The 2916-nt window shown below is 62.6% G+C and carries 4 protein-coding genes; 3 read left to right on the forward strand and 1 reads right to left on the reverse strand.

Going from position 1 to position 2916, the window contains the following annotated elements; genetic code table 11:
* Together AC1DWI_RS18525 and murI are read left to right on the forward strand one after the other, a co-directional pair.
* Positions 1 to 743: fumarate hydratase C-terminal domain-containing protein (locus AC1DWI_RS18525; RefSeq protein WP_477725409.1), on the forward strand; the 743-nt coding region annotated here is incomplete at its 5' end.
* Entirely contained in the window at positions 740 to 1543 is an 804-nt protein-coding gene (murI, locus tag AC1DWI_RS18530; protein ID WP_477669046.1) for a glutamate racemase, read from the forward strand. The genes AC1DWI_RS18525 and murI, both read left to right, overlap by 4 nt.
* Positions 1544 to 1621: 78 nt before the next feature.
* On the opposite strand, the gene AC1DWI_RS18535 is transcribed toward murI, so the two are convergent.
* A complete protein-coding gene (locus AC1DWI_RS18535) occupies positions 1622 to 2617 on the reverse strand; it encodes a Bug family tripartite tricarboxylate transporter substrate binding protein (protein ID WP_477669045.1) in 996 nt (331 codons plus the stop codon).
* Between the two features lie 91 nt (positions 2618 to 2708).
* Here AC1DWI_RS18535 and AC1DWI_RS18540 point away from each other — a divergent pair.
* The coding region (locus AC1DWI_RS18540) for a hypothetical protein (protein WP_477725410.1) at positions 2709 to 2916 on the forward strand (208 nt) is incomplete at its 3' end.

Below are 2916 nucleotides of genomic sequence, written 5' to 3' on the forward strand. Positions count from 1 at the left end.
CGGCCAGCAAGCCTGTCGCGATGATCCCCAACTGCGCCGCCACGCGCCACGCGCACTTCGTGATGGACGGCAGCGGCCCGGTCTACCTGGACCCGCCTTCGCTGGATCTCTGGCCCAACGTGAACTGGACGCCCGACTACAAGAAGAGCAAAAAGGTCGATCTCAACACGCTGACCAAAGAAGAAGTTGCCAGCTGGAAGCCCGGCCAGACCTTGCTGCTCAACGGCAAGATGCTGACCGGCCGCGACGCGGCGCACAAGCGCATTCAGGACATGCTGGGCAAGGGCGAAAAACTGCCGGTGGATTTCACCAACCGCGTCATCTACTACGTCGGCCCGGTCGATCCAGTGCGCGATGAAGCCGTAGGACCTGCCGGCCCGACCACTGCCACCCGCATGGACGGCTTTACTGAAATGATGCTGGCCSAGACCGGTYTGATTTCRATGATCGGCAAGKCCGAGCGCGGCCCGGTCGCCATCGAAGCCATCAAGAAGCACAAGAGCGCTTACCTGATGGCCGTCGGCGGTGCGGCCTACCTGGTCAGCAAGGCCATCAAGACCGCCAAGGTGGTGGGCTTTGCCGACCTGGGCATGGAAGCGATCTATGAGTTCGACGTGATTGACATGCCCGTGACCGTGGCGGTGGATGCGGGCGGCACCAGCGCGCACATCACCGGCCCAGCCGAGTGGCAAAAGAAAATCGCCACCGGCGAGTTCAAAAACATTCCCGTCGCAGCCGCGTGAGCGAAGGCCATGCCGGCGCCGACCGGCCGGTCGGCGTGTTCGACAGCGGCGTGGGCGGCCTTAGCGTCTTCAAGGCATTGCGGGCCGAATTGCCCGCGGAGTCCTTCGTCTACCTGGCCGATGCGGGCTTCGCGCCTTATGGCGAGCGCGGCGACGCTTTTGTCATTGAGCGCACGCGCGCCGTCGTGCGCAAATTGCGCGAAGAGCATGCGATCAAGGCACTGGTGATCGCGTGCAATACCGCGACGGCCGCCGCCGTTCACCTCGTACGAACCGAGCACCCAGACTTGCCGCTGGTCGGCGTCGAACCGGCGCTCAAGCCGGCCGTCGCGTTGAGCAAGACACGCCGCATCGGCGTGATGGCGACGCGCGGCACGGTGGCAAGCGCCAAGCTGCGCGCCCTGCACGATTCGCTGAAAGGCCAGGCCGAGTTCATCCTGCAGCCGTGCGACGGGCTGGCCGATGCGATCCAGAACCATGATGTTGCGCAGATCGGTGCTTTATGCCGTGAATACACGCAAGCGATCGGACCCTTCGGCGGYCAGGCCGGGCAGGTCGATACCCTGGTGCTGGGCTGCACGCATTACGCCTTCGCGTGGGACACACTGCAGAAAATGGTGGGCACCGACGTTCGCCTGATCGAAACCGGCGAGCCGGTCGCGCGGCAGACACGCCGTTTGCTCGAAGCCGCCGGGCAGCTGCGGCAAGGCGCCGCATCCGGCCACATCACTTTGCTGACAACGGGTCAACAGGAGGCACTGAACGCAGCCGCACGACGCTGGCTGGGCCTGCAGCTATAGCACCACAGCGCCGGCTGGACTCGCCGGCGCTGGTACGCATCGACTCAGTGATGAGCCGAATCCGTTGAAGAACTGAAGTTATTGCGGCTTCAATCCCACGTTACGCGCCAGGGTGCGCCAGCGCTCCGACTCCGCCCGAAGGAATCCACGCAACTGGTCGCGTGAAGTACCTTTCATTTCCACGCCCAAAGCGGACATACGTTCCACCACCTTGAAATCCGACATCGCACTCAGGAGTTCGAGGCGAAGCCGCTCGGTAACTTCAAGCGGCGTGGTCGCTGGCGCAACAAGCGCCCACCATTGCGCCACATCCATGTTCTTCAAGCCGAGCTCAGTCATCGTCGGCAAGGAGCGCAGGATGGGGACGTCCGAGCGCTTGCGGCCCGTCACCGCCAGCGCCTTGACCTTTCCGGAGGCCATGAGGCTGGAGCCGGTCGCCAGCGTGGCGAAATAAGAAGACACCTGGCCGGCAGCCAGGTCCACCATCGCCGGTGCGCCGCCGCGGTAAGGCACCATGTTGAACTTGATTTTGGTTTCCTGGGAAAACAGCTCGCCCACCAGGTGGCTGATAGACCCTGTGCCGCTGTTCGCCATGGCAGGAGGCCCGCCCTTGGCGGTCGAAGAAGTTTTCAGGAAAGTCTTGAAGTCGCTGTTTTCGGGGCCCATGCCGGTAAACAGCACCATGGGCGATGTACCCACCAGCGTGATCGGCGTGAAGTCGCGCAGCATGTCGTAAGGCAGGTTGGCAACAACTGCAGGCGCGTACACGTGCGACAACTCCACGATCGCCAGCGTATAGCCATCGGGTGCCGACTTGGCGGCCTGGTCAATGCCCACGTGGCCCGCGCCACCCGGCTTGTTGTCGACGATCACGGGTTGCTTCAGCCCTTCGCTCAGCCGCTGTGCGAGCACGCGGGTAATGGCATCGGTGCTACCGCCCGTTGCCCAGGGAACGATGATCTTGATGGGCTTGTCGGGGTAGGCAGCCCATGCGGGCGCAGCGCCAAGCGCCAGGGTGGCTGCGGAACCAGCAAGCAGCGTGCGCCGCTTGATGGGGAATGTTGAAACTGACATGAACTCTCCTTGCATTGATCGGATACGCGAGACAACCCCACCTCCTCGTGGGCATCGTCAGCGTCCGGCGAGCGTACACCGCAGATGACGCATGCGCCGTGTTACCACGCAGATACAGCCGCTACTTGTGGCTCGCGTCCAACGTTTTCGCGCGTTTATTTTTTGTGATCTCACGATGCCGGAAATTCACATGCGCACACTTTTCAGCAAAGTAATTAAAAAGTCTGCAGCGCATTCGCGGATGCGTTTTCCCTCCGGAATTCCGGCCGTTTGCTTTTTCAGACGGCGCTTAAATTTCC

The sequence above is a fragment of the Polaromonas sp. P3_C2 genome (assembly GCF_056402675.1).

Excerpts from the sequence above, each read along its gene's own strand:
- AC1DWI_RS18535 (WP_477669045.1), bottom strand. The coding sequence starts at position 2,617 with ATGTCAGTTTCAACATTCCCCATCAAGCGGCGCACGCTGCTTGCTGGT.